The organism is Acinetobacter sp. BEC1-S18-ESBL-01 (genome assembly GCF_014169935.1).
GTDB classification, from domain to species: Bacteria; Pseudomonadota; Gammaproteobacteria; order Pseudomonadales; family Moraxellaceae; genus Acinetobacter; species Acinetobacter pittii.
The window spans coordinates 1840316-1865050 of record NZ_AP022302.1 but is presented as its reverse complement, the minus strand read 5'-3'; the positions used below and the strand labels follow the sequence as shown (position 1 = coordinate 1865050).

At 37.1% G+C, this 24735-nt stretch carries 22 protein-coding genes and 2 pseudogenes; 4 read left to right on the top strand and 20 right to left on the bottom strand.

All coding sequences use genetic code 11. The annotated features are described in order from the left end of the window. Positions 1–90: 90 nt before the first annotated feature. The 5 genes from H7R46_RS08705 to H7R46_RS08685 all read right to left on the bottom strand — a co-directional run bounded on the left by H7R46_RS08705 (position 91) and on the right by H7R46_RS08685 (position 5840). On the bottom strand, positions 91–1101 hold the full coding sequence (locus H7R46_RS08705) for a fimbrial protein (protein WP_005069206.1): 1011 nt from the start codon (positions 1099–1101) through the stop codon (positions 91–93). Further along, complete coding sequence (locus H7R46_RS08700) at positions 1098–3659, bottom strand: fimbria/pilus outer membrane usher protein (RefSeq protein ID WP_005069204.1); 2562 nt, start codon at positions 3657–3659, stop codon at positions 1098–1100. The genes H7R46_RS08705 and H7R46_RS08700 overlap by 4 nt, the downstream gene beginning before the upstream one ends. A 55-nt stretch (positions 3660–3714) precedes the next feature. Then, positions 3715–4449 (bottom strand): molecular chaperone, encoded by a 735-nt coding sequence (locus H7R46_RS08695; RefSeq protein WP_005069202.1) that lies wholly within the window; start codon positions 4447–4449, stop codon positions 3715–3717. Positions 4450–4536: 87 nt separating this feature from the next. Then, the gene (locus H7R46_RS08690) at positions 4537–5070 is read right to left on the bottom strand and encodes a fimbrial protein (RefSeq protein ID WP_002113678.1); all 534 of its coding nucleotides are present in this window, start codon (positions 5068–5070) and stop codon (positions 4537–4539) included. Positions 5071–5549: 479 nt separating this feature from the next. After that, positions 5550–5840, bottom strand: a complete 291-nt coding sequence (locus H7R46_RS08685; protein ID WP_005069200.1) for a hypothetical protein — start codon at positions 5838–5840, stop codon at positions 5550–5552. Between the two features lie 1454 nt (positions 5841–7294). On the opposite strand from H7R46_RS08685, the gene adeT1 reads away from it, so the two are divergent. Beyond that, complete coding sequence (gene adeT1 / locus H7R46_RS08680) at positions 7295–8290, top strand: putative multidrug efflux protein AdeT1 (RefSeq protein ID WP_005069197.1); 996 nt, start codon at positions 7295–7297, stop codon at positions 8288–8290. 43 nt (positions 8291–8333) lie between these two features. Here adeT1 and H7R46_RS08675 read toward each other — a convergent pair. Further along, a pseudogene (locus H7R46_RS08675) lies at positions 8334–8663 on the bottom strand (helix-turn-helix transcriptional regulator); the annotation flags it as partial. On the opposite strand from H7R46_RS08675, the pseudogene H7R46_RS08670 reads away from it, so the two are divergent. After that, positions 8660–9214: pseudogene (locus tag H7R46_RS08670) on the top strand (SDR family NAD(P)-dependent oxidoreductase); the annotation flags it as partial. The pseudogenes H7R46_RS08675 and H7R46_RS08670 sit on opposite strands and share 4 nt — an antisense overlap. Positions 9215–9310: 96 nt before the next feature. Here H7R46_RS08670 and H7R46_RS08665 read toward each other — a convergent pair. Then, positions 9311–9829, bottom strand: a complete 519-nt coding sequence (locus tag H7R46_RS08665; protein ID WP_005069191.1) for a GNAT family N-acetyltransferase — start codon at positions 9827–9829, stop codon at positions 9311–9313. A gap of 152 nt (positions 9830–9981) precedes the next feature. On the opposite strand from H7R46_RS08665, the gene H7R46_RS08660 reads away from it, so the two are divergent. Next, positions 9982–10899, top strand: a complete 918-nt coding sequence (locus H7R46_RS08660; protein ID WP_005069189.1) for a DUF4145 domain-containing protein — start codon at positions 9982–9984, stop codon at positions 10897–10899. A gap of 10 nt (positions 10900–10909) precedes the next feature. Here H7R46_RS08660 and H7R46_RS08655 read toward each other — a convergent pair whose 3' ends face one another. From H7R46_RS08655 to H7R46_RS08630, 6 genes are all read right to left on the bottom strand, one after another. Further along, positions 10910–11851 (bottom strand): ImmA/IrrE family metallo-endopeptidase, encoded by a 942-nt coding sequence (locus H7R46_RS08655; protein WP_005069187.1) that lies wholly within the window; start codon positions 11849–11851, stop codon positions 10910–10912. Positions 11852–11856: 5 nt separating this feature from the next. Next, positions 11857–12165, bottom strand: coding sequence for a hypothetical protein (locus H7R46_RS08650; protein ID WP_005069185.1), 309 nt, complete (start codon positions 12163–12165; stop codon positions 11857–11859). 7 nt (positions 12166–12172) lie between these two features. Continuing rightward, a complete protein-coding gene (locus tag H7R46_RS08645; protein ID WP_005069184.1) occupies positions 12173–12409 on the bottom strand; it encodes a colicin E3/pyocin S6 family cytotoxin in 237 nt (78 codons plus the stop codon). Positions 12410–12503: 94 nt separating this feature from the next. Then, a complete protein-coding gene (locus H7R46_RS08640; RefSeq protein ID WP_005069182.1) occupies positions 12504–13586 on the bottom strand; it encodes a helix-turn-helix domain-containing protein in 1083 nt (360 codons plus the stop codon). Positions 13587–13606: 20 nt separating this feature from the next. Then, a complete protein-coding gene (locus H7R46_RS08635) occupies positions 13607–14230 on the bottom strand; it encodes a hypothetical protein (protein ID WP_005069179.1) in 624 nt (207 codons plus the stop codon). Between the two features lie 213 nt (positions 14231–14443). Continuing rightward, positions 14444–14989: a TetR/AcrR family transcriptional regulator gene (locus H7R46_RS08630; protein WP_005069178.1), complete on the bottom strand. Its 546-nt coding sequence runs from the start codon at positions 14987–14989 to the stop codon at positions 14444–14446. A gap of 807 nt (positions 14990–15796) precedes the next feature. Between H7R46_RS08630 and H7R46_RS08625 the strand changes: the two genes are divergently transcribed. Beyond that, positions 15797–16237: an HD domain-containing protein gene (locus H7R46_RS08625; protein ID WP_032013123.1), complete on the top strand. Its 441-nt coding sequence runs from the start codon at positions 15797–15799 to the stop codon at positions 16235–16237. 38 nt (positions 16238–16275) lie between these two features. Here the strand turns inward: H7R46_RS08625 and H7R46_RS08620 are convergent, their stop codons facing one another. The 7 genes from H7R46_RS08620 to H7R46_RS08590 all read right to left on the bottom strand — a co-directional run bounded on the left by H7R46_RS08620 (position 16276) and on the right by H7R46_RS08590 (position 24723). Further along, positions 16276–16920, bottom strand: a complete 645-nt coding sequence (locus H7R46_RS08620) for a hypothetical protein (RefSeq protein ID WP_032013124.1) — start codon at positions 16918–16920, stop codon at positions 16276–16278. Between the two features lie 11 nt (positions 16921–16931). Further along, positions 16932–17903 carry a 5'/3'-nucleotidase SurE gene (gene surE / locus H7R46_RS08615; protein ID WP_082247747.1) on the bottom strand — a complete coding sequence of 324 codons (972 nt, stop codon included), beginning with the start codon at positions 17901–17903 and terminating at the stop codon, positions 16932–16934. Positions 17904–18135: 232 nt separating this feature from the next. Beyond that, positions 18136–19299, bottom strand: a complete 1164-nt coding sequence (locus H7R46_RS08610; RefSeq protein WP_032013126.1) for a hypothetical protein — start codon at positions 19297–19299, stop codon at positions 18136–18138. Beyond that, positions 19292–20620, bottom strand: coding sequence for a TolC family protein (locus H7R46_RS08605; protein ID WP_198768964.1), 1329 nt, complete (start codon positions 20618–20620; stop codon positions 19292–19294). The genes H7R46_RS08610 and H7R46_RS08605 overlap by 8 nt, the downstream gene beginning before the upstream one ends. Next, on the bottom strand, positions 20617–22203 hold the full coding sequence (locus H7R46_RS08600) for a GH3 auxin-responsive promoter family protein (RefSeq protein WP_032013129.1): 1587 nt from the start codon (positions 22201–22203) through the stop codon (positions 20617–20619). Before H7R46_RS08600 ends, H7R46_RS08605 begins: the two co-directional genes overlap by 4 nt. Next, entirely contained in the window at positions 22200–22988 is a 789-nt protein-coding gene (locus H7R46_RS08595) for a hypothetical protein (protein ID WP_170248859.1), read from the bottom strand. The genes H7R46_RS08600 and H7R46_RS08595 overlap by 4 nt, the downstream gene beginning before the upstream one ends. A gap of 187 nt (positions 22989–23175) precedes the next feature. Then, entirely contained in the window at positions 23176–24723 is a 1548-nt protein-coding gene (locus H7R46_RS08590) for a DHA2 family efflux MFS transporter permease subunit (RefSeq protein WP_032013130.1), read from the bottom strand. Positions 24724–24735: the final 12 nt, after the last annotated feature.

The following is a 24735-nucleotide window of genomic DNA, read 5'->3' as shown; positions in this document are numbered from 1 at the left end:
GTTAAATTTTTAGAAAGTAGTGTTAAAGTAAAATTTATTATTAATATTTAAATATTTGAAATTATTAAGTTTAAAAACTATTGAATATGATTAATCATATTCAATAGTTACAGTAGCCATTGCACGCACTTTACCAGCAGTCACATTTGTTGCAGTTTGATAGTAGCGGGCAGTCATCGGTACGTTATATTGAAGTGTCTGATTAGAAGACAATGTACCTAATGCTAATTTGTCACCTTTTTTAATGACCTGATTCTTATTTTGATAGTTCCAGAGTAACTGCACTCCTACGCCGTTTGCTTTCTCAGATGTTGGAGCAGTATTCGCTAAAACCTGATTATTTGTTCCGTCTTGGGTAAAGTCGTAAGTTAAGCTAATGAGATTTTTCTCTTCGTAACCCGTTGGGTTGATACCCCCATTACAGAGAATATTCATATCAAAAGTTTGTTCGCCTTGAGTGGAACCAACGCCTTTGAAACCAGCCTTTGTAACTGTCGGGAGCTGTACAACTTTATTGATGTTACCTTGGATTTCACATGAAGAAGAAGCAATAGTAATTGCATTAGCATCAACAGTACTTGTCAAAAACGGCTGATTTGGAAAGCCACGAACGTAATAACTACTATATCTGCCCGGTACTAATGTGCCAGAACCAGTTTGTGGAGCAATTTTAATAATTTCTACAACAAAATAACCAGATGCTAAATAACGAGTACCAGAAATACCACCACGCTCGTAAGGGTAATAACCTGAGAAATTGGCATTATTCTCTGCTTCACGATAGAGGCGAATACCAATCCCAGGAATGTTGGTAGTGTAGATGCTATTACCCAAAGAACTTAAAGGGTAAGCTTGAGTCAGCGCAGCGATTACAGTATCAGTGTAGTCACAATAACGCGCTTCGGTATTAGTACGGCTAATAGGGAAGGTCGCTTTTCTTAAAATTGTACCAACTTGATCGCTAGGACGTACAACAACACGCCCTACCGCCATACGAACATCATTTGCTTGATAATTATATATACGGCATGCGGCATTAGCTTCACCATACACACCAAGACCAGCCGTAAATAAAAAACCTGTTAATAATATTCTTTTCATTTGCAGACAGCCTCAGTCATTACCATGCTTTGTTGCTTATTTTGCAACTGATTACTAATGTTGTACTCAACTGAACAACGCTCATTGCTTTCGTCGCCCCATTTTACATAGAGACTATCTTGAGCAAGTGGGGTACGTAAGTAAATCATACTACCTTGCGCAACAATACCTACAGCTTCATCTTTTTGATTAAAGACTTGAGCTCCAAATGGTAAACTGTTGCCATCAGCAGTTTTACTATTAATGTAGACTGCATAACCTGTCTTGGTCGTAAAATCTACTTTCGCAATTGCACCAGCAAAAGGTGCGATACGTTGACTTGTTTCTTCTAATTCTACTTGGCTCGACATCTCTTGAGGGTCAAGCGTAATATCATTTAGGCGGTAAGGTGTTACATACGGGATAACCGCATAACCAGCCTTATTTACGCTTAAACCAACGGTATTATTCACTTTTGCCCCAGCTGCATCAGGTGCATGTACAAGTACCATTGTTTGGCCTTGCTCAGGTCCAAATAAAATACCATCTGAATGTGCAACCACACTACCACTTAAGCTAACCATTGCTTGTTGGTAAGAATCAGCAATACTGTAAGAACCGCCAACAGTTGCATAGTTAGTGCGGTAACGACCATTAGCGTTAAACGTTGGGTTTGCATAGTCTTGATGCGAAACAGAGGCTCCATAACTAAAGCGATCGCCAACCATTCCACTTGCACCAACAGTACGGCTGTCTTCAGAAGCAGTAACGTTGACGTTGACTGAATTCTTCTTAAAGTTAATTGGGAATGAAAGCGTCATTAAATATTCAGTATCATGCGTCGCATCATTTGAACCGTACTCAACCTTACGGTTAATGGCAGATAAACCATAAGTTAAACCATGGTAGTTATTGCTATAACCAATTTGGTACTGCTTAGTACTTTCGCTACGGTTCCAATAGTCAACCCACGAACCCACTACATAGAAGTTACCCCAACCTTCAGGAAGTCCTTGGTTTAAAGTAATTTGGAATTCACTACGCTGGTGGCCCGCAGCCGCATAAGTGTTTACACCTTTTTCTTCTAAATCGCGAATAAGTAGAGCATCACGTAATTTATAGAAGTTTTCTGTCGAGTAACGATAGGCAGCAAGGGTTAAGTTTGTGTTAGTCGGAGAAATTAACTTACTATAACTTAAACGGAAACTTTGCCCAGATTGTGATGACTGTTTTTCAAAGTCGGCTTCAGAGTGGGTCACATCTAACGCAACAGCACCAATTGGTGTAGCAAAAGCAGCACCTAACAATACAGCAGCATAATTTTCTGTAGCTTGTATGCCTGTATAACCTGTTAGGTAGTTATTAATACCTTGTTGGTATTTACCCTGAATTACCCAAGGATTAAGGTCAATATCTTGATCTCGGAACTGACCTACAGTTAAAGAATAACGGTTTACACCTGGACGCAACATTTGTACAACTGAAGCATATGGAACCGAAAATTTTTGTACTTGACCATTTGCTTCAATAATAGAAACTTCAATTTCTCCACCAAAACCAGTAGGGTAAAGGTCATTAATCTCAAAATTACCTGGTGCAACAGTTGTTTGATAGATAAGTTGGCCTTGTTGACGAACTTCAACTTTTGCATTGGTTTTTGCGTTACCACGAATACGCGGGGCGTAACCTAACATACTATTTGGTAGCATTCGGTCATCACTTGAGAAATCGATACCACGATAACCGATAGAGTCAAATACTTCGCCGTTTGTAAAACTATCACCTAGCGTTAAAACACCACGGTATTTAGGGAAGGCTCTTTGCAAGTATGTACTTGTTTCTTGATAATCTGATTTAGATTGGTTTTCAGCAGGTGTATCTTGCCACTGCCACTGGCCATTATGACGTAATTGCCAGCCAGCAATATTTAAACCAGCCGTAACGCCCATAAATGCGTTTGTTGTTTCACTTTGATCATTCGACTGATTAAATGTTTTATAGGCACTACCACTATAAGACAGAAAACCAGCATTAATACCGCGATCCCATACGCTTGGGTCGACATAGCCTTGCGCATTTTTTTGCAAAGCAACTTGCGGAATAGAAATATCTACACGTAAACGTGAGGTATCAAATTCATAGAATGCATTTTCAACCCACTCTTCAATTTTATAACAACTATTATTTTCTTTTTGAAGGGTAGTGTGTTTAGACAAAACGTCTTGTTTAACGCCGTACTCAAGCAGGTTCATCCCTGTAAAACAGGTTACTGCATTTTTATTAGGGTCTAAGGCTTTAAAGACCATACGACGTTTACCAAACCATTGACCGTTTACATATACGTCAACGTTATATTCGCCTGGTAAAACAGGGTTTCCATATTTAAAACGAGAAATATCAACTTTCTGAGCATCCCCAATTAAAAAAGCAGAATCAAATTCAGCCTCTACTGGAGCACTCGTAGTTGTTTCTTCAGCATGCACGAATACAGGCATTGTCATTGTGACAACACCAGAAGCCAAGTAGTAACAAATATGGCGTTTTAATAATTTATAAGATTCTTGCCTTTTTTTTGGCATAGCTAAGTCCGCCTACACATATAGGTGCTTAAATTTATTAAAAAGATAAATCTGATTACTGAAGTTTTATCGGGTGCTCAACGCGACCACCGTAGTCATTGACGTTAATAAAACTCATATCTTGAAGGTTGCCATTCTTAAGCTGAACTGACGCTTCAGAGAAAGGCTTAATCATTAGCCCCTGAGGTAACAAATCAATCTTTTTATCACCTGCCTTTTGGTAAACAGAAGTCATTGTGATATGAAAAGGGGTAGGATTCTTTACCGTTAAGCTTTGACCAGATTTAATCCATTGAAGCTTATCTGATGCTAAATTCGCATCTTCTTTAATCGATGAAGGACGATAGAAGAATTTAATACGTGAACGAATTGCAAGTTGTAAGAAATTATCAGGCGTCGTATCTTCACTTTTTGAAGTAGGTCTTGGTGGAATATCTAAAATATTCAACCACAGAACTGTTTCTTGCTTCTGATTTAACTGAGAAGCATTTGGTAAAGCTGTAATACGAAGAGTCTGACTTTTCGTTGCTTCAACACGAGAAATAGGAGGAGCAATCATAAAAGGAACTTTTGATTGGTCCGGTGTACTTTTTGGGTCACCTTCATCAATCCAAGCTTGGACAAGTGCTGGCTTTGAACCGTTATTGCTAACTTGTAGCGTAACTTCTCTAGCATCTGACGGGTAAATTACACGAGTGCCATGAATTACAATTTCTGCTTGAGTAGCAGGTGCAATAACTGCTGAAGCAAATGCTAAACCTAACAAAAAATTATAACTGTTCAATTTCATTTTCGAGTTCTCAACCAAGAAAGATTCAGGAAAGCGTTACACAAAACAGGGTTTCCATGCGGACATAGAAACCCCGCTACCAATTAATTATTGATAGATAATTGTGTATTGAACAGAAGTAGTTACTTTACCAGCAGTAGAAGCGCCAGTTGCATAGTATTCAGCGTAGTAGTTAAGGTCAGCACCTGCGCCATCAGCTACGTCAACCCATTGAGAGTTAGCTTGAGCACCGTTTGCACCCGCAGCAAGTACTGGGATGAAGTTGTTGTTGCTACCTAAAAGTTGAACGTTAACGTTTTTAGCACCAGTAGCGTCTTGGTTAAGTAAACGACCAGTATTAAAGTCAACAGTTGCACCTGGTTCGAAGTAAGTAGCTACTTTACCTTGTGAACAGTTAGCTAGGTTGATTTGGAAAGGAGTACGACCAGCAACATCCCCAGCAACAGCTAAAGTTTGTTTAGAAACAGTTGGAAGAGTAACTGTGAAGTCTTTACCAGCAGGGGTAACGATGTCACAAGTTTTGTCTGTAACTAAACCATTAATTGTAATTGTACCATCAGCAGCTTGAGCATTAGCAATCCCTACAACCGAAAGAGCAGCGATCAAAGCAAGTTTTTTCATAGTGTTTTCTCAAAAGTCTGGATAAAAGTTTATTTCCTTACTTTTCCAGTGTTTGACATCTTGAAAAGTAATGCGGCGATCTTAACACTTCTTAAACAAAATGCAAACTAGATCACATTATTTTTTCATAATTTTAATTAAACCACGTTTTGTACTTAAAGTTCAGGCCGACCATCAATGGTCTATATCATTGTTTATGAAAGTTTTTTTATTTTATGAAAAAGAAAAGCTATGAAGAGAAGAAAATTACATAAGAACACGATGTAAATAAAAAAGAATTAAACAAATTATGTGAAAAATAAGCTTAAATTCATAGAATACAATTATATAGAATAAATTATGCATATGTATACAGAAAAAATATACAAATAGTCATTTTTTATAAAAAAAGAGTGACTCATCAATCAATTCATCAAAACATGCGATGGATTCGACAAATCACTCTTTCATCAAACTTACTGCAAAAATAAGTTTGGATATTAATGGTAATTAATAAGCACGACTTTGTGGTTAGAACTTATGCTCTCAATGCTTGTGTCCATTTTCTCAGTATGTTGAGCTAATTTAAAAAGACTATCTTTATTTAAATATTCACTATCAAGTTTAATATTTAAATTATTTACCTCAACACATTCTATCTCGCTATGTTCTCTTGAACATGTATCTTCAACAATATTTCCTCTTATCATTATTGTGTTACTTGCATAACAAAATAGTGGGGAAGAGGAAAGCACCATCAAAACAAGAAGTTTAAATATATTATTTTTCATTTTATATACCTATTTATAAAATAGTTTATATATATGTGATACCTTATTTTTAATTTAAAAACAATCATTAAGCTTTAAATAATAAAAAATCATTAATTTATACGTGATATAAATCACATTAAATACTTTAAATAATGTAATAGTTATAATTTCTAAAAATTTATTAATAATAAAACCACCAAAACAATATTAAGTTATTGTTATTTATAAAAATTTATAAAATATGATTAATAAAAAAACAGACTGCAAATTAAACAGCATGATATACATTAAAATATTTAATAAAAATATAATTCATTTTTAATTTATAATTTATATTTCAAATTATTACTGAGAAATAAAATATAGATTTCAATAAAAATGTGACTAAATACACATTATTCAACCAATCTGTAATTAAATTTGCTTTATATTGCGGATTGAAGCATATCAGAGTTAATAAATTAGAATTTAGCATAGACTTTAAAGATTTTAGGAAAATGGTCTAGCGAAATATAGTTTTAATTTCTAGGAGCGCTAGGTAGAGAAAAAGCTCAATAAAAATCAAACAAGTGATTATTAGCCAAACCTAATCATAATTTCTATTTAATTAGATTTTTATAAATCCTATTTTATTATCTATCAATAGCAACGTCAGAAGATGCTAGTGCTGAATTTAATTAGAATAAAATTCCTTCCACATAGCTAAAACGTACAGCAATAACTAAAAGAAAATAAGCGCTACAAACAAATGAAAGATAGCTACCAAGCTATGGGGCAATATTGAATTATACAACTGTTCGTATAATGTATATTATGTTAAATAGAAGATTTGGAAACCTACCATATATAAGGCTCTGGCTACTCTATGTTGCTGCCACACCGTGTATGCTTCACTACACTGAATTATTAAAAGCTTATTCAACTGCATCTGCTGCTCAAGCAATTTACTAGGCCTTGGTACTCTTAACGACTTAAACTAGCTAAACCCTATTTCTAATCTTAGTTAGAATAATTCTCTACACAGCTTGCTATAAGTTATCATTACATTTTCATATTTACCCTAGTGAGCTGAGCTACATGCTAAATTCACAAGCTGTATTTGCAACTACTGGCTGCTCTATACAGATTTCTTTTTCTAAATCTCCTTTTAAACCTCAAAGTTATTAGCCTGCTAAGTTAAAAAACTGAAGCTTCGATCATGGTATATACTATTGAAATTTAAATAAAATATTTAAAAACCTCTTTTACATGCTTGAAAAAAACGATATAGTGCCTGTATGCAGCTGTTCTTTAAATTTAGTTCACTAGTAGATTTCAATTCATATACAACATAGCCATACAATTAAAAAAATAAGGAGCTAATTAAGGCTACGCTTTGACCTTTTCTCTTTAAATTCTTATTGAAATGTCATATCTAATCTAACCTAGATTTATAAAATAATTTTTATAATTTAAATAATGGATAATTAAATATGGATCGTTTTAAAACTATTTTACTCATTGCAAGCACATGTTTAACAACAACTCTTTATGCCAAACAACAAGTCGTGTGTGTGTTTGACCCTATTGGTAAATCGGGAGATGCTTTCGCTTTAGCCAAAGATTATGCACTTGAAGCTAAAAATTGGGGAGCTGATCTATCTTTAAAAGCATATGTTGATGAACGCATTGCGGCTGAAGATTTAAAAGTTGGAAAATGTGATGGCGCTATTATTAGTGGTTTACGTGGCCGTCAATTTAATAAATACACAGGATCCTTAGATGCGGTTGGCGCATTAACAAATATGAAAACGGCAATTAATGCCTATAAGCTATTGTCTTCACCAATGGCCGCAAAAAACATGGTGGTAGGCCCTTACGAAATTGCAGGTTTAGGGACAATTGGCCCTGCATATTTGTTTGTTAATGATAGAAGCATCAATACACTCGCTAAAGCTGCCGGTAAGAAAATTGGGGTATTTAAATACGACGAAGCGCAACCAAAGCTTGTGCAACATGTTGGCGGTCAGGCTGTATCTGTAGACGTGACCAATGCCGGTGCGAAGTTTAATAACCATGAAATTGATATTGTGCCCGCTCCTATTGTGGCATTTAAACCTTTTGAACTACACAAAGGTTTAGGTGAGAAAGGAGCAATTGTTCGTTTTCCTTTAACTCAAATTTCAGCAAACTTTATTATTCGTAAAGACCAGTTCCCAGCAGGTTTTGGGCAAAAGTCGCGGACTTGGGTAGCCAGCCAACTAAATAGAACCTTTGGCATTATTGCCAAATATGAAAGTGATATTCCTTCAAAATATTGGATGGATATTCCTAAAAATGAGCAATTAAATTATATGAAAATGATGCGCGAGGCTCGTATACAGCTAACCAAGGCTGGTATTTATGACCCTAAAATGATGAACTTTTTGAAAAAGGTAAGATGTAAAGAAAACCCAAGTAATTTTGAGTGTGCGTTAAACGATGAATGAACACTCAAAACATATGCACATCTTATTTTAAGAGGTTCTAACCTTAGTTATTCATTTCCTCTCGGGCTTGTTGTGGTGTTTTACCCGACCACTCTTTATAAGCCCGTGTAAATGGGCTGTGCTCGGCATAACCTAACAGTAAGGCTATTTCTACAATTTGTAGCCTTGGATCTTTTAAATACGACTTTGCCAATTCGTAACGGACAATGTTTAATTCTTTCCGAAAATTCGTACCTGCCTCGGTTAAACGGCGCTGTAAGGTTCTACGTGAATAATTTAATCGCTCTGCAAGCTGTTCAATAGTTGGCTCGCCTTGATGAAGTAAGTAAGCAATCTGTTTACGAACTAGATCTGTAATTTCATCAATATACGGAGGCACTAGAACATATGGCTCCTGAAACCTTTGAGCGAGCCATCGATATTAACCTAACTGGAGTATTTCGTACTTTTCGTGCAGCTATACCGTATGTAAAACAAACACAGGGATATTTACTGGCAGTGTCTTCAATGGCGGCTTTCGTCCACTCCCCATTAAACACGCACTACACTTCGAGTAAAGCAGGCGTTTGGGCTTTATGTGATAGCCTTCGTCTGGAATTAAAATATTCAAATATTGGCGTTGGTAGCCTTCATCCAACTTTCTTTAAAACCCCATTAATGGACAGTATTCAAAATGACCCAGCAGGTAAAGCTGTGTGGAAAGGTAACTCTGGTATTTGGAAATATGTATCTATTGAAGAAGTTGTTTCGGGCGTAGTTGAAAGCATAGAACAGCGTAAAGATATGACGGTTGTACCTAAAATAAATACCCCAATTGCCAAAGCACCAGCCCTGTTTAGAAATGTGATTGAGTTTCTAGGTTTCAACCGTAAACAGCTTAAACAGACCATGCAATTGGCAGAGAAAAAGCATAATTCATTTTAGGTCTTTTAAGACACGGATGTTTTTTGAGATATCCGTGTTCTTTAGAAGGCACTATATGTAAAAGTAGTTGCAGGCATGTATATAGTTTAATTGATATCAAACAAGCCTTTTATAATAGATCGCCGTACCGTCATAGTTCCCATTTGAACTTAAAGCGAAATTTGGAATTACACCCACTCGAACAAATCCAATTTTGCTATATAAAAGTTCGGACACATCGCCTTCACGCGTATCTAAGACAAGTAAGCGCAAATCCCTTTCTCGTGAAAACTTTTCTAGTTCATTCAGCAGTAATGTTGCTATTCCTTGTTTTCTTGCAGATGTCAGAACCATGAGTTTTTCAACTTCGGCTCTATGAACACCGTTCTTTTTACTCACCAAAGACAATTGAATACTACCTACAATTTTCCCTTCTTGAATGGCAATCCATAGACGACTATTACCTTGTACTAATTTATAGTTAACCTCACGCCAATAATTTAAGACTTCGTTCTTTTCTATGGGAGCTAAGAAACCTATAGAAGCCCCGCTATTTATAGAATCTTCTAACAGTAGCGATAAGCTTTCTTCATAATCACCTATTTCATTGATCTCTAAAATTTCAATATTTTTCATATTTTTTCTCGAAGTTATTTGAATAAAATTTACTATTATAGCTTGTAATATTAAATTAGAATTTAGCAGAGGTATAATGAAATAAATATTGTGCTTTCTGAATTATTAGATAAAGTTAAATTGATTTATGAAATAAGTTTTGGGACAAAATTATGACAGAATTAACAAGGATTAAAGCTGAATGTTTAGATTGTAAAAGAGAAACAAATCATCATGTAATTGCGACTAAACTCCATGCTCCTTTCTCTCCGCATGAATATTATGATGGTAAAGAATATTCAATTATACAGTGTCTAGGATGCGACCAATTTTCTTTTTTAAAAATATATCATGATTATGAAACAAGATATCCTATAGATTGGGATGAGGATGAATTTGATCATGTTAGGACTTATACTAATTTTTATCCTGATGCTTCTGAAGTACTCTATAAATACAAAAGATCACTTCCTTTGAATTTATATACGATTTACGCAGAAACAAAAGTTGCATTTACACAAAATCTTGATATTTTTACAGCAATAGGAATTAGATCAATTATCGAATGTATTTGTAATGATAAGAAGGTTACTGGTAGAAATCTTGAAAAGAAAATTTCAAATTTGAAAAATCTTGGTGATATTTCAAAAAGAGATGTTGATCTATTACATAGTCTAAGATTTTTAGGTAATGATGCAGTCCACGAATTAATTAAACCTGATCGAAATGATATTAAAGTAGCTTTTAACATAATAGAGCATTTAATTCAGGCAATTTATTTAATGCCTAATGAGTTAAAAAAAACCAAATTTAAGGTTCATTTAGATGAGTATAGTAAATTTGAAAATTTTATTATTAATACAATAAAAGACCATATAAGCTTTGATTTTAACTATAACTACTCTTTAAAAAAATTAATTAGCCCTCTCGGTAAAATTCCAAATGAAATGTTCAAGGATTTTGAGCAACAACTTAACTCAAGAATACATTCTGGTGCTCTTGACTGGATTGAAATTGTTTCAAGTGATACTCAATCTGATGAAAGTCAAAATAATAATGAAACTTTTTATAAAATAAAAAAAGCACCGTGAGGTGCTTTTTTTATTGTCTACTTAATAAATCTTCAACACGTTTTCTGATATATATAGGGAAAAGATGATGTTCAACCAAATTCTCGAGTAAAGGTCTTCCCGCATATGCAACTCGAATTGCAGCACATATTTCATCAAATGCCTTATGTTTATTATTAGAAAAATGAGTAGCTAAAACTGCATTTGTACTATGTAATACTTTAGGGTTATTTTCTTCAGTATCTGCAAGCATTTGCTGCAAAATTTCTCGCCAGTTTCGATGATCATCTAATTTAAACTGCTCCTTATCTATTTCACCAATCTGGAAAGTTACAATGTTTTTATCAGCAATATCAAAACACTCATAATTAAAACCTGAATATACTTCTTCAAATTTAAAAATATTATCTTCAAAATTGAAATATTTAGTATATTTTGTTCTATATTGTTTTCTACATAAATCATTATTCATTATTAATAAATAACGATTATCCTCACAAATATTCATTATTTTAATTAAAATTGCATCTAATGAAGCATTTGAATCTTGAAGTATTTTTAAGATTTTTTTCTCAAAACTCTCATTTTCTATTAATATTTCACTCACCCAGTTAGTAGGCATTAATAATTCTGCTGCAAAACGATTTGCTTCTGTCTCTTTCTCTCTATATAAATAATGATCATGGGGTGAATAATTATCTATATCAGATACTATTGTGCCGATATGCCAAGGTAAAATAATATGACCTAATTCATGAGCTAAAGTAAAATTAGCTCTTCTTTCAGATAGTATTTTATTTATAAAAACTCTTGGAGTATTTGTTTTAACCCCAATTGTCACTCCATCTGCAATAAATGGAAATCTCTCATATTCTAACTGAGCATACTGCTTAACTAACCATTCTAAATCAAATGGTGGCACTAAAGAGTGTCTTACTAACAACCTATTAGCAAGCTTTTCTTCTCTAGTCATAACAATTACTTTCCTTTTTTAGCTAACCATTCTTTGATTTTACTAATTTGATCGGCTTTATCTGCACGTGCAACTAATTCATAAATTTCATCATTCATAGCTTTTTCAAGAGAAATAGATCTTTCTCTTGCAGAGATAATGGTAGCCAATTGTTTAGGACATTTGAGCCATAAATTATATTCTTCTTCAGACATACCTAAGAATTCATAAAGTTCTAAATCTTCTCCCTCACCTTCATGCCATTGATCTATATAATCATCAATTTCATCAAGAAATGCATCACCTGAAAGGCATAAATCAATAAATTTTTTCATTTTTTCCTCAATTTGGTTTGCTTATCTTTCTTCCTCTGACGGCATCTTTAATCCAATTGCCATCAGGATCAAAAACTGCAATATGTCTTCCTCTCTTGTTGAAAACTTCAATCTCACCATGTAATGAGTCCCAAGTATATAATCTGTCATTTTCATCATCGACAAAAACTTTTGTAGTTCCATCTATATAAGTTTTGGTAAATTGATCTAGAAAGCAAGGTTTAGGTTTTGGAATACCACCCACAATTTCTCCCAAATTTTATAAATTATTTGTATAAAATAATAACATAATAAATATAATTACATGAATGCAATTAATAAATATTAGAAAAGCGCTCTTAAGCGCTTTCTTCTATAATTCTTAACTTAGGTTTTCTTGGAATTTGTAAGCCGACTAAATTTTCAAGAAAATCTGCGTTTACATTCAACTCAGCAGAAATATCTTCAGCATAAATTTTCTTCTTAGCAAGCATAGCAAAGCATGCTTGAAGAAGTTCAGGTCTTTCTTTTGGAATTAAGTGGTCTTCTTTCTCGGTAATAGCCTCACTTCGTTTTCTCAAAGTAACTACACCACTCGTGTATTGCTCTTGAGTAAGTAAGCCTAAAGATTTAGCTCTATAAAGAATTGCAGCCTTACTCACTTTCCAAATTTGTTTAAACTCACTGAGTTTATCCCAATCATAACGCCCACTTCGAAACCAAGTTGGAAAATGAGTACGCATCATTGTCTGTGGAATCAGTAGAGCCGAAGCAAACTGATTAGCTTCCGATTCAGTTATACGATCACCAGTAATCATGCCATCGTGGAGCACCAAATGGCCAAGCTCATGAGCTAAATCAAAACGTTGTCGACATTCACTTTCCTTCGCTTCATTACGAACAAAGATTGGACGTGCAGTTGCTAACGAAAGTGCATCTACTTCTGTCGATAATGATTGAAAAGTAGTGACGACTATACCATGTGATTCACATAAGCGAATCATGCTACTAATCGGACCTAAACCTAGTCCCCAATCAGCGCGACACTGTTCAGCAATTGCTTCTATAGAACCCGAACGATTCGAATCTTGAATATCATATTTAGGCAAACGAAGTTTAGAGTCTAAATATTCCGTTAAGCGCTTAATATACTCACCACGTGCAATAACAACTTGTTTAGTTGCTATTTTCGTTGATCTAAGGCTTCTAAAATGGATTTGCTCCTCTTGTAATACTGACTTTACATTAGTAAAGAGCTCTTCAGGAACATTGAAAAAATTGGCAGCTTGTTGAATAAATTGAGTACTAGGTATGGTCTGCCCAGTTTCAACTTTGTGAACATACTGCCGTGTGCAATCAAGGTGCTGACCTAATTCCTCTAAAGACAGTTGATTAAACTGTCTAAGAAGTTTTAGTTCTAATCCATTAAATGGCGTGTTCATAATGACATTGCTTGTTACGATTATTTGAATTTAGTGTCTAAATCTTCATCTAAAAGATCATCTTCATCAGGATCTTCAATAAATGGAGCATCAAGCTCAACAGATTCTGGAGTAATTGGGTCTAACAAATGTAACTTATTACCATCTAAATTGTCATTAGATCGCCAATAAGCAACTGGTACAGTGGCTAAATTAAAACCAACAAATTCAACAAATGCTTCGTCTTCATCAGTTTTAGGTTCGTTCAGGATAAATTTCCATATCACTGGTTGGTTATCATCTGTTTGGAATAAGTCATAATTTGAAGGTGTGTATTTTCTTAACTTCAATGACTTTGGATCAGTGAAATCACCTTTACAGAAACCTATTTGCGCATAACCAATTTGAAAAACAAATCGGAAAGTACCATCTTTTAGATGCACCTCTACAGGGCAATCTCTAGCTATAATCAGCTTCTTGAATTGCTCATAAGTACGACCAAATATAGCAGTGCCCCGAGTATAATTATTATCATTGTCACTATTTAAAATTTCGTGAACATCATGATAAATTTCAAGCATTGGTGTTGCGAAGTATCTCAACACCTCTTCCGTTAACTGAGGCTCAAAAGCTGAGGGAGGATGTAATTTATTACCGTCATTCATAAAATAATTAGTCCAAAAAAATTGAGATGTGGGTTAAAAACAAATTATGACTAAATTCTAAGTTTGTCAACCAATAAATGAGACTATTTTTATATTTTGTCAACCAAGCATCCTTTTTATATATACATAGTTTAAGTAATCCTCTTCTAGTTTCGCAGTTGAGATTAGAAATCCGTTTTTCAGGATGAATTACTAGTGATAACTAATGAGAAATTATTTCCCCCTCAAAAACACCTCAACCACTCTCTCATCAATATCACCCAAACTTAAACGCTGAATAATTGTGCCTTCGATTAGATATAAAAATAGTTTGGCATCGGTAAAAGAAACATCGGTGTTAAGTGCTCCAAGCAGGCTATATATTTCATTGGTGAGCCATGTTCTATATCGCACGGCGGTTATGTACGCTTTTGGATGGGTCAGTTTTGTTTCAAAAATGGCTTTAAATAATAAGTAGTACAGCCCGTCTAGGTCTGCATGTAAAAAATAGAGCTTTTTGAGTTTATCGGCTGCGTTTGTGCCGCGGTCATATTCAACCACTGAAACAACTTTTTCTTTTAAGCGCTCTTTTTGCACAATCAGGCAAATTTCAATCAACCGTTCTTTAGAGTGAAAGTAGTTATAAAAAGTCGCTTTGGTCACTTCACACTCTTTCACAAGTCTGTCGATGCCGACCAGATGAAATCCGTTGTAGTGAAATAACTCAATTGATTTATTTACAACTTGTACTGCACGTGTTGGGAGAACTATTTTTGGCATATTTTTACCGTTATAAAATTATTGTTGTATATAAATGAGATATAAAAAACCGCTGCCTTTGGGAGAAAAAAGGCATAGCAAAGCCGTAAAGACTATGCGCAGCACATCTCAAGTTTTAGTTGTTGATGAAAGTTTTAAGTAATAACGAGCTAAAGCCTGAAAAAGCCTTACGGCGACCAAGCTGCGTTAAATGTTTTAAGCTGTGTTGTTATAGCTTTTGGCAATGGGTGCCAAGAAATGATGAATGTACAAAGCCAACTCCTTATTTATGGAGTTCTGCCAAGGCATTAGATTTATGGTGGCAGAACGAAAGAGGGTTGACAGACTGGTACGACGCCAGCACACCCGAGGGTGTCCCTCTCCCGTCCTACCGCTACGGGAGGGAACGAGGAGCTTACACATAAGACTATTCCTCAGAAGAAATAATCCTGATGCGGTCGTATAGCAGTCTGTCAAAACTGCCTGGCAATGTAGGCCAGCCCGCAAATGGTAATCTTCAATATTTGAAGTGTCAATGTGAAATTGGCTAGAAATTATTTAAATAATTATTGTTTTTCATTTAATTACATAATTAAGGAAATTCTTAAGTAATATTTTTAATCTACCCTTATATCATTAAGTTAAAGTTTAAAATTTCAAAAACTTAAAGTCTGAATTGTCCTATTTCAGCTAAAAATCAATAAATAAAAAGAGACAGTATTATTAAGAGATGTTTTTAAGAGTCGCTATCCAGTATAAAATTATGACTTAAGCGACCAATCTCACACATTAGGCCGCGTCATATACTTAAAGTGATAAGAGCAAAAAATGACTCAAAATCAAGTTGAACTCGCAGAGAAATTATCAAAAGAATCGCATCAAGGTCAAAAGTATGGTCCTCATGATTACTTTGATTACCATATTAAAGGTGTGGTCAACTCATTAATTGAGCATCAATTTTCAGAAGTCTATATTATTACAGCCCTTCTACACGATAGCGTTGAGGACACACCTCTTACCCTAGCCAAAATCGAAAGTTTATTTGGAAAAGAAGTCCGTGATGCCGTTGATGCATTAACTAAACGAGAAACTGAAACACGCGAAGAATATTTAATTCGTTGTGGTTTGAATCCGATCGCTCGAGTCGTGAAACTTCATGATGCCGCATTTAATGCGCATAACTCACATAAAGAAAATAATCAATCACGTGTAGATTATTATCTTCAAACCATGTTAGCTGTTTCAACGGCTCAAGATAGGTTGAGGTAGGTAAAAGACAACGAAATGAATCCGTTGCCTTTTTATTTTTAAGATTGTGCAAATGCCCAAATATCTTTTGATGCAACTGTGTCAGATACAAGTCTAAAAATCATAGGATCTAAGTCTTCATCTACCACAACATAACCTTTTGAGTTGTTTTTTAGCGCATCACACTTGTTATCGGTCAGTTGATAGTTTGCGGTATTCGCTAATGCACTTTCAGTAATAACACCTGTAAATACACAATTCGGGTCTTTCGAGACAATTTTGCCTTGTGCATTCACCTCGGCATTGACCGTTGTTCCATCTGAAAATGATAAATCGTAGGTGCCGACCAATTGATTCAGCGTAATTTTCTGATCATCAATTTTTTCATAATGTGCCAATTCAACGGTCATCGCTTGGTTAGACTGGTTACTCTGCCAAGCTTTGGTTTTTGCGTCATAGCTCATCACAATTTTGGCACGGTTTTCGTCATCATCTAAAACCAATAATTTAGAACCATCTGCACCAGAATAGTATTTGCCCGCCATAGGTAACTCTTGATCAGTTTCGGTACTAATAATATAAGTACCGACATCTAAGCTCGGCGCTAAGGCAGGTTTTTCAGTCGAGACTTGGTCATCATGATCATTGTCATTACAAGCGGCTAAGCCAAGCCCAAGAAGTAAAACCAACAAACAACGTTTCATGGTCTTTCTCCTTACTTATTAAATAGGCTTTTTAAACGGATTTTAAGCCATTCTTGAGCTGCTGGTCGTTGGTCGTAAGCCACTTGCATTGCAGTTACAGCAATTTTGCTTTGCATTACAGCACTTTCATCCGACATTTGAGCGGCGGTTGGTGCCGATGGTGCCGCATCTATTCCTAGGCCGAATTGATTGTTGCCTTTATTGTCTTTAGTCACTTGGAATTTCAGTTTATATAAGTCATACGTCCCAATTTTTGAGAAAGCAAACGGCGTGCTGGTTGTTAAATTTTTAGGAAAATTCACATTTAAGGTAATGCCTTTTGGCAACAATTGGCCCTTGCCTGCCTTAGCTTGTAATTCTTTTAATAACACTACGGTTTGTTTTGCCACAATCGCAGAGTTAGGGTTGTTTAAAGTCTTATCATCTACTGTGTTGGTATCGGCGCTTAAAGCAATTGATGGAATGCCACGTCCTGCCGAAAACTGGACATTACCAATCGTGCCAGAGTGCACAACGACTTTTCCGACATTTTGTCCTTCATTCGGGCCAGATAAAACTAAATCTGGCGCTTTACCCCAACGCTTTGGCGCAACTACATCTAGTCCATAAACTGTTGCCATCACTGGTGTGCCATGCGTGTAGTTCCAGTCGCCATTGGTATAACCCGCTTTGGTAAACGCCCCCGCAGCAGGTGCGCCAATTGGTGCTGCACCATTGTGACAACCATTTTCAGCCGCAATTTGCTTATCATTATCCGCGGTAATTGTTGTTGAGCTATACATCACAATTGCGCCACCGCGACCACTTTGTGGTGAACACGGTACAGACACCAGCACATTATGACCATTTGCTTTTAATTCATCATAGAGTGCTTTGACATTGCTGGTTAGACCGTCATCGTTAACCAATAGAATATTTAGCGCAAAAGCTGGAGTTGTACACAAAGACAGAATAAGGCCGCTCAATAAACTTTTTTTCATCACTTAACTACCATGTTCTTAAATTTCGATTTGTATAGTAGTTGCGCTATATGTACGTTTAGTGACTACGCATCAATAAAAATTAAAATACTTTTCCATTAAAAATTAAATAATTATATTATAAATTATCGCTATATTTTCTTTTATAAACTGATCTTCAACTTCAGCGCTCACCTTCAAAATGACAAAACCCACGTTCGTGGGCTTCATTCAAAGTATCACTTCAAGTTTTAAATTAAATACGCCCAACTTCTAAGTATGGAATCAAGTTTTTATCAAAATGTGGTCGTGGGTCGCCTTCATAACTAATAAAACCATGCATACCCGTTAAGCGTTCACCTTTATAAAACTGGTTTAGCTGATAGCGCGGGTCTTTATGTGAAAGCGTAAAGCTCACCACACCAACGCCCTGTTGTTTTGACTTGTTATAGGCGTCTTCAAGCATTTTATGATGCAAAGCCAAATCTTGTGGATGACACATAAGCGTATGTAACACATGGTACTGAATAGAGTTACCAAGTTTAGGCAAACGCATGCCCTTAGTAATTGGAGTCAGCAAGTTATAAACGGGTCTAAAAATTCCAATGACTGAACTGTAATGCAAAATTTTGGTTTGCTTAATACTGTGCTGATCCCATAAGCCAAACATGCCCACCAGCTTTTCACCCTTAAAATAAAGTGAAAAGTCCGAGAGTTTTATCCCTGAAAAATACCGATGACCTTGAGCCAGTTCTTCAAAGTTATAGGCGGGAATAAAGTTATAAAACTCTGCCATGTCGGCAATAAACTGATTCATGGCTGGTACATGTTTAGCTTCAGCGACACATGTACGTATCTCTTGAAGATGACTCTGTTTAGAAGTCTGCTTTAGAAATGCCGTGATTTTTCGTTTTGCGCCAGTGCTCGTCAGACTAAGTGTTTCTATAAGCCCTTCATCATAATAATCAGGCATTCCCGTTTTGCCTGTTTGAATGGCGGCGCGCGCGGCATGGTTATCATCAAAAATAATCATTTGGCTGTAGTTCGGTTCATGCATGGTTTGTTTTACATGCTTTGCTAAAACCTTAACCAGTGATTTACCACGATAGTTGTGATCTACCCGTAAATCACCCGCGTAGCGTAAGTTTTGAACGCTCCGATCGACATAACACGGGCGGTAACCATTGCTATAACAAGCGACATTTTTCTGACTCTCGGTGTCTTCAATCAACACATGTAATTTATGTCGATAGACAATGTCTGACGCTTGAAAATAACTAGGTTCGCGCTGAAAGCTAATTTGTATACCTTTGGTGGTCATCGGTACGGCGATTAATTCTCTTAAAGCCTGATCATCTGCCAAAGTTGCTTCACGGGTAATCAGGGTATTGTCAGCAAGTGGTGGATTTGTTTTATTCATTATTCACCTGTTGTGCGGTCTGGACGGGAACCAAACTGTTTAAACGTCCCATTTGGTCGAGTAGCTGATAGACAAACACCACTTCGTCTTGGTCATTCACGGTTTTCTGAGTTTCTGCATCGAGTAACTTTTGCTCGGTATTGAGCAAATCAAACGTGGTTTTGGTGCCAACATCAAACTCTTTACGTGTGTAGACAAAGGCGATAGACGCTGCTTCTATGGCATTTGCTAATGCTTCTTTATTTTGTCGAATGGTTTGAAGCTGGGCGTAGGTTGTACGGGTGCGCTTATTTAAATCTAGTTCAAGACTTCGCGTTTTTTGGTTAGCTAAATCGATATCGGCCTGTGCTTTTTTAACGTTGGCCCGATTTAAGCCATCGTCATAAAGCGGTACATTGAGCTGCACCCCAACCATATAGTTATTACTTTCCGAACCAATATAGCTTGCTTCATCTTGCTTTCCGGCACGGCTGGTGAGCATCACCGTAGGCCAAAGTTCACGTTTAGTTAAGGCGTATTGTTTCTCTGCGGCCTGCTTTTCGTATTTACTACGCATTAAAGCTGGATGGTTTTTGGTTTGCGCCAAAATTTCATCTAAATTAGCGGGAATAGCGGGTAGCTGTTTAATGGCAACAAGATTTTCAGGCGTTACACCTGTCACTTGGTAAAACTGTGCTTCACTTACGGTCAGGTTAGATTGGGCCTGTGTAATATCGGCTTGGCCTTGAGCAACTTGCGCCAAAACCTGAGCTAAGTCTGCACGGGTAATCATACCCACGTCAAAACGGCGCTTTGACTCATATAAAGACCGTTGCAGGTTTGCCATAGTCTTTTGTCTAAGCTCTAAAATGGCTTTCTTCTTTAATACATCGGTATAGACCATCACGGTATTTAAAATGGTTTCCGATCTTTGATCTGACAAGCCTTGGTGTTGGGCAGAAAGCTGACTTTCGGCAACATCTATTCCCAAACGGTGTCGACCAGAGGTATAAATCGGATAATCTGCCTGCAATTGCAAACTTCGGCCTTTACGGTTTCCTTCGGTTGGAAACAGGACGTGTGAAGGCGTATCTATTCTTTCATAGTCCAGTTGGCCGACTAAATTGACTTTAAGTCCATCACGCTGTTTAGCCTGTTCAAGCACTGCGGTGGACTGGTTCACGCTTAAACGGCTGACTTCAAGCTGACTTTCATGCCTTAAACTGGCAGATAAAGCCTCATCTAAAGTCATGGCTTGTACGTTCGACACAACCAACACGCCTAGAAACAAGGCGTGTCGAAGTGTTAAAAACCGAGTATTAAATGGCTTCATCCCTTTCATAGTTGTTCCAAACTATTGAGGGTGACTTTTTTAAGTGGCTCAGGTTTGATATTGCCTTCGATAATGCCATCAAACATGACTAGTTTCTTGTAGGCATTCCAGCCATTATTGGCTTGGCGGATTTGAGGTTGGTCGAGCTGCCCTAAGTTTCGTGCAAGTTCATAATGGAAGTTTTGACGCAAAATACTGTCGATATATTCATTGCTAATGCTGTGATGAATGTCACCTTCAAAAAGCACGCAATAAAATGGTTTAACTTGTTGCTGAGTATCAATCGCGAGTAAAGAAATCGCTTTTGACTCGGTTTCATTTAACTGTGACAGTAATTGCTGAGCAGTTTCAGGTGCAAGTTTCTCACCAACCAGATCTACACCAAAACGGCGGCCTTGGAATTCAAAACACGGAATTTGCTCTATAAAGCCAGTCACTCTTAAGCAATCATCCAAACAGTAACGCAGCAAGCCATTACCCGAAGTAATGAGCGGACTTACTACATCACCTTGTTTAAGCTGCCATGAAGGAATAATTTGACCTTGTTTATCGCCTTCTAAATACTCAAATTCATAGAAGTGACTTTGGTATGCGAGTGGGTATTGATCGTTATAGGGAATCGTTACTACACCTTCCGTCGCCCATAGTCCTTTGCCTTCAAACTGAACACTGGGTAACTTCTCTTTTAATTTTTCGGCCCAAGCTTTTGAACCTGCGGTGTCCCAACTCGACACCAGACTTAACTTTGGCCAAAGTTTTTTAAAGTCGATCTGTGCACCGTTAGAAGCATCACTTAAGGCTTGAGCGCTTTCAGGGTTACGCGGTGCAGTGACTTCTTTTAGTGAAACCTGACGGTTACCCCATGAACCACTTTGTAAAACCTCAATCACGTCTTGTTGTAGTGACTCCAAACGCTCAAGCAATTGCAGCGCAAAAGTTGGGCTCCATACCGAAATCATGGCTAAGTTACGGTTTGCGACCAAATAGCAAATGGTGGCAAACAGTGCGTCATCGGCATTGGCGGCAAAGGCAACATTACTTGGAACCGCTTGAGTAAACTTAGACAAAATTCGCTTACCTACACCAAGTAGCGCACTATCGTCATTTAGGTTTTTGTCCTTTAAAACTTCACGTTGGCTTTCAGGCAACCACGACACCGACCAGTAATGTGTACCCGAACTAAGCTGTGGGCATTTACGATATAAACTCGCCATCCACGGTGCAATTGCATGGTCAAGTTGATCTAAAAACAGCTTAGTATATGGAATAAACTTGATTTGCTCACTCGAACCACTGGTTGGCTGAAAACGAACTAGCTTACTGCTCGACAGTGAAAGCTTTTGTTCACGGTAACGCTGAATATCTTCTCGCCATGCGCCGTAACGTGTTGCAGGAAATACTTTTACAAACTGCTCATAGTTTTGAACTTTCTTATCTTGGGCAAAGGTTGAGGTTTGTAATATCGAATGCAAAATTTGACGTTGCGTGGTCTCTAAAGCATTAAACTGTTTTTGAAAATTACGGTCAGATGCATCACACCATTTTTTTAAAATCAGATGCGAGCCAAGCGTCAGCCATTCATTAGATTTCATTGGATGGCCTCTCTACGTTTTGTTTTATGGGTTACGCATGCTTCAAACTTTCCTTTACTGGTCGGTTTAGTCATCAGCTTTACGGGAAAACGGGCTATGTCTTTCCAACCAAGACGACCAATACACGGTAGTTCTGTACCGGCTTTCCATGTCGGATTTTTTTGTTCAAAGAAATGAATATTTGGGTTCTTTTCTCTCATTTCGGCAGTAATTGGTGCGACTTCACCTTTTAGTGGCTGATAGTCATCGCCAAAATTTAAAAGGCCCGCTTCACGGTCGTAGTATTCACCAAAGAATTTTTCACAGTAGTGCTCAACCACTTCTGAAAGATGCTGGTTTTCATCTTTAATATTTGGGTAATAGACATAGTAGTTATTGGCAAGTAACAGATAAGTTTTATAGCCCTTAGAAATGAGGAGCCAATAGAGTTCGTTAAATGGATATTTGATTCGGAGCTTAATCATGAGCTTGAGCATGGTACTTTGCAGACTACGCGTACCCCAAAACTTCTTCAAAATGACCGTATCACCGCTAAATAACACGGTGTAGTCTTTACCGTTTAAATAGAAATGCTGCACCACCACAGTCGAGAAACCGACAATCTCATCTGTTTCCGAATCAAAAATTAAGATCGCACCGCTTTTATTTTGGAAATCATCTACGAAAATAGAAAATCTCGTATTTTCATAATACTGTTCGTAAATGGAATACATCACTTTTAATCGCTCAGTATCGATTTGCTCTTTTTCAAAATATTGACCATAAGTCGTGTTTTTCAGGTTCAATTTTGAAATTAGTTTATACGTTGTATTAATCATAATCCTTTAACCTTCCACCTCTAATTTGTGAGTTCCCCGATCTCATCAACCGATTTTAGAAAACTCAGATCAATGTTCTTTTTCTATGAAGGGATACGTTTTGATATGCCCTATTGTTTTTCATTCTTTGAAAGCTGCATTTATTTTTAAATATCTACATATTCATTTTCTTCCCCCGATCCATAAAGATGGTTAAAAATGCGGTCACAAACATGATGATTGCGAGCATGCGTAATAAATCGTTAAAGCTAGAGGTCAGTGCCTGAAAATGAATGTCGCGATAGATCACACTGAGCGCGATTTGCTGAGCATTTGCACCGACTTCCTGATATTGCGCCGTGAGTTGGTCGAGTCTTTCTGTAAAAATCCAGTTTTGCGGTGTCATCGACTGATTAATCTGGGTGACATGTAACGCAGTCAGCCAATCCAAGGATGAGTTAATCAGTGCCAGTCCAACCGCGCCGCCAATATTACGCATCAGGTTATAAATGCCACTGGCATCGGCTACTTTACTGAGTGGCAAAGTGCTCATGGCTAAATGCGAAACCACAATCAGGCATATCATGAGACCGATACCACGGTAAATTTGCGGCCAAAACATAAAGCCGTAATCACTATGAATGCTGAGGTGCGAATTGAGCCAAACACCAAAGCCAGCCAAAATCATTCCAACAAATACGGTTTTTCGGGTATCAAAATTGGGAATAAGCCATGCAAGGAATGGCGCAAAGCAGAACATGACAATGCCTGTCACCATCATGACGTGACCAATTTGGCTACTGTTCATTTCACGGACTTGCCCAAGAAACACAGGAATCATGTAACCCAAGCCATAGAGCGCCATGCCAATCACAAAAGTTGTGATGGCACTTAAGGTAAAATTTTTGTTTTTAAATACAGACAAATCGAGCAAAGGCTTAGGCTGGGTAAAACTTCTAGAGAAGAAAATCATGCCGCCCACAACGCAGATCATAAACGCAATCCGAACGCCTGTGTCTGCAAGCCAGTCATGTCGTGCGCCTTCATCAAGGAAATATTCAAGCCCACCCAAAAACATCGCCATACCAACGAGGCTAAACCAGTCCATACTTTTGATGAGTGAATAGTTCGCACGGTCGATATTTGGGCCTGAGTAGATGACTGTAGCAATGACAATGCCCGGAATAATATTGATCAGGAACATCCAGTGCCATGAGAAATTATTGGTGAGCCAGCCGCCAATGGTTGGACCAATGGCCGGCCCCAAAGTACTGATCATTCCAAACATGACTAAAGGCAATGAACGTTTTGGTTCTGGAAAAAGTAAGTACAAGGCGGTCATTGAAGTCGGAATCATGCCGCCGCCCATAAAGCCTTGAATGCCACGGAAAACCAATAAACTTTCTAAGTTCCATGCCAAGGCACAAAGTAAAGAACTCACCGTAAACCCAATTGCACAGATGGTGTAATAAACCCGTGTTGAAAGCACCCGCGAGACAATACTCGACATTGGAATTGCAATAATCTCGGCAATTAAATAAACCGTTTGCACCCAAGTGACTTCGTAACGACTTGCACTCATACCAGCTTGAACTTCGTTTAAAGAACTCGCCACAATTTGAATATCAAGAATCGCCATGAAGTTGCCAAAAATCATGGCTGCAAAAATTGCCCATGCAGTTTTTGCTGGGAATCTCCACTCGGGCTCAAGGTGCTTATTCATTTGTTATTACCT

Bases quoted from the DNA above. Each gene is read 5' to 3' on its own strand.
- H7R46_RS08665 (WP_005069191.1), bottom strand. From the start codon at position 9,829: ATGAAAAATATTGAAATTTTAGAGATCAATGAAATAGGTGATTATGAA.
- H7R46_RS08640 (WP_005069182.1), bottom strand. From the start codon at position 13,586: ATGAACACGCCATTTAATGGATTAGAACTAAAACTTCTTAGACAGTTT.
- H7R46_RS08700 (WP_005069204.1), bottom strand. From the start codon at position 3,659: ATGCCAAAAAAAAGGCAAGAATCTTATAAATTATTAAAACGCCATATT.
- H7R46_RS08605 (WP_198768964.1), bottom strand. From the start codon at position 20,620: ATGAAAGGGATGAAGCCATTTAATACTCGGTTTTTAACACTTCGACAC.
- adeT1 (WP_005069197.1), top strand. From the start codon at position 7,295: ATGGATCGTTTTAAAACTATTTTACTCATTGCAAGCACATGTTTAACA.
- H7R46_RS08630 (WP_005069178.1), bottom strand. From the start codon at position 14,989: ATGCCAAAAATAGTTCTCCCAACACGTGCAGTACAAGTTGTAAATAAA.
- H7R46_RS08695 (WP_005069202.1), bottom strand. From the start codon at position 4,449: ATGAAATTGAACAGTTATAATTTTTTGTTAGGTTTAGCATTTGCTTCA.
- H7R46_RS08650 (WP_005069185.1), bottom strand. From the start codon at position 12,165: ATGAAAAAATTTATTGATTTATGCCTTTCAGGTGATGCATTTCTTGAT.
- H7R46_RS08620 (WP_032013124.1), bottom strand. From the start codon at position 16,920: ATGAAACGTTGTTTGTTGGTTTTACTTCTTGGGCTTGGCTTAGCCGCT.
- H7R46_RS08600 (WP_032013129.1), bottom strand. From the start codon at position 22,203: ATGAAATCTAATGAATGGCTGACGCTTGGCTCGCATCTGATTTTAAAA.
- H7R46_RS08625 (WP_032013123.1), top strand. From the start codon at position 15,797: ATGACTCAAAATCAAGTTGAACTCGCAGAGAAATTATCAAAAGAATCG.
- H7R46_RS08635 (WP_005069179.1), bottom strand. From the start codon at position 14,230: ATGAATGACGGTAATAAATTACATCCTCCCTCAGCTTTTGAGCCTCAG.
- H7R46_RS08590 (WP_032013130.1), bottom strand. From the start codon at position 24,723: ATGAATAAGCACCTTGAGCCCGAGTGGAGATTCCCAGCAAAAACTGCA.
- H7R46_RS08660 (WP_005069189.1), top strand. From the start codon at position 9,982: ATGACAGAATTAACAAGGATTAAAGCTGAATGTTTAGATTGTAAAAGA.
- H7R46_RS08655 (WP_005069187.1), bottom strand. From the start codon at position 11,851: ATGACTAGAGAAGAAAAGCTTGCTAATAGGTTGTTAGTAAGACACTCT.
- H7R46_RS08610 (WP_032013126.1), bottom strand. From the start codon at position 19,299: ATGAATAAAACAAATCCACCACTTGCTGACAATACCCTGATTACCCGT.
- H7R46_RS08690 (WP_002113678.1), bottom strand. From the start codon at position 5,070: ATGAAAAAACTTGCTTTGATCGCTGCTCTTTCGGTTGTAGGGATTGCT.
- H7R46_RS08705 (WP_005069206.1), bottom strand. From the start codon at position 1,101: ATGAAAAGAATATTATTAACAGGTTTTTTATTTACGGCTGGTCTTGGT.
- H7R46_RS08685 (WP_005069200.1), bottom strand. From the start codon at position 5,840: ATGAAAAATAATATATTTAAACTTCTTGTTTTGATGGTGCTTTCCTCT.